Here is a 2,036-nt window from a genome sequence, read left to right on the forward strand (position 1 = left end):
ATCAGACGAAACAATTTGTGCCGTGTTGGTTGTGTTATCAAGCTCGCCCGCTTTAATAACAAGGCCATTACCCGATAGCGTACCTTGGTTTTCAAGCTTGTTTGTTTCAATAGATAAGCCGCTGTCTTGAGCTAAGACAGTGCCCGAATTAGTGAGGTTTTGGCTTTTGACAGTTGTCGATTTAACCGCTTCAATGGTGCCGCTGTTGGTTAGATTGCCTTTGGCATCAAGAGTCAAATCCGTATCTGAATGAAGCAGTGCACCATCAGTGTTAGTGATCTCGCCTTGTATGGTTAAATCAACTTTATCAGACGAAACAATTTGTGCCGTGTTGGTTGTGTTATCAAGCTCGCCCGCTTTAATAACAAGGCCATTACCCGATAGCGTACCTTGGTTTTCAATAGTGACAGCCTCAATAGTCAGATCTTCATCTTGGGCCAATACCGTTCCAGTATTAAATAGGTTCTGAACGTTTACCCAAGCAGCAGTTAACGTCTCGATGATCGATTCTGAGTTACTAAGATCGCCTTTCGCATCTATTACCAGTGCTTTATCAGCATGGATTAGTGCACCATCAGTGTTGGTGATGTCCCCTTCAATGGTTAAGTCCAAGGCTTCAGATGAGAGTATTTTTCCGTTGTCAGTACGGTTGTCGAGGGCCTCTGCATTAATGGCAATACCAGCACCCGATAGCGTACCTTGGTTATCCACTGTATTTGTTTCAATAGACAAGCCGTGGTCTTGAGCTAAAACCGTACCCGAGTTCGTAAGGTTTTGACTTGTAATGGTTGTCGATTTAACCGCTTCGATAGTTCCGCTGTTGGTTAGGTTGCCTTTGGCATCAAGAGTCAAATCCGTATCTGAATGAAGCAGTGCACCATCAGTGTTAGTGATCTCGCCTTGTATGGTTAAATCAACTTTATCAGACGAAACTATTTGTGCCGTGTTGGTTGTGTTATCAAGCTCGCCCGCTTTAATAACAAGGCCATTACCCGATAGTATGTCTTGATTTTCAACCGTTACAGCCTCAATAGACAAACTCTCGTTTTGAGCTAATACTGTTCCAGTATTAAATAGGTTCTGAACGTTTACCCAAGCGTTAGTTAAGGTTTCAATAATCGAGTTTGAGTTATTAAGATCAGCTTGGGCGTTTATTGCCAGCGCTTTATCTGCATGGATTAATGCTCCATCGGTGTTGGTAACGTCACCGTCGATGGTTAAATCAAGCTTATCGGATGAGAGTATTTTTCCGTTTTCAGTGCGGTTATCGAGGGTTGTTGCTATAATAGCGAGACCACTACCAGATAACGTTCCTTGGTTGTCAATCTTGTTTGTTTCTATGGATAAGCCGCTGTCTTGGGCTAGGATAGTGCCTGAGTTGCTTAGGTTCTGACTTTTGACTGTTGTCGATTCAACGGCTTCGATAGTAGCACTGTTGGTTACATTGCCTTTAGCATCGAGAATCAAATCAGTATCAGCGTGAACCAGTGCACCATCGGTGTTGGTCACATCACCGTCAATGGTTAAATCAACTTTATCAGACGAAACAATTTGCGCCGTACTGGTTGTGTTATCAAGTTCAGTTGCATTAATAACGAGACCATTACCAGATAATGTGCCTTGGTTTTCAAGCTTGCTTGTCTCAATGGATAAAATACGGTCTTGGGCTAAAATAGTACCTGAGTTAGTCAAGTTTTGGCTTTTGATCGCTGTCGATTTAACGGCTTCGATAGTAGCTCTGTTGATTACATTGCCTTTGGCATCGAGCGTCAAATCACTACCTGCGTGAACTAGCGCCCCATCAGTGTTGGTAACATCACCGTCGATGGTTAAATCAACGCTGTCAGATGAGAAAATTTGACTACTTGCGCCGCTGTTCGTTAATGTATTGGCATTGATGGAGATACCGTTACCTGTTAAAGCACCCTGATTTTCAACCGCTACAGCCTCAACAGACAAACTCTCGTCTTGGGCCAACACCGTTCCAGTATTAAAGAGATTCTGAACGTTTACCCAAGCGCTAGTTAAGGTCTCGA

1 protein-coding gene is annotated in these 2,036 nt (G+C 43.3%); it reads right to left on the bottom strand.

The features are described 5' to 3' along the window. The coding region (locus tag DFP75_RS18280; protein ID WP_146219969.1) for a beta strand repeat-containing protein at positions 1-2,036 on the bottom strand (2,036 nt) is incomplete at both ends.

Origin of the sequence: Marinomonas alcarazii, from assembly GCF_003208215.1 — a bacterium.
Taxonomy (GTDB): domain Bacteria; phylum Pseudomonadota; class Gammaproteobacteria; order Pseudomonadales; family Marinomonadaceae; genus Marinomonas; species Marinomonas alcarazii.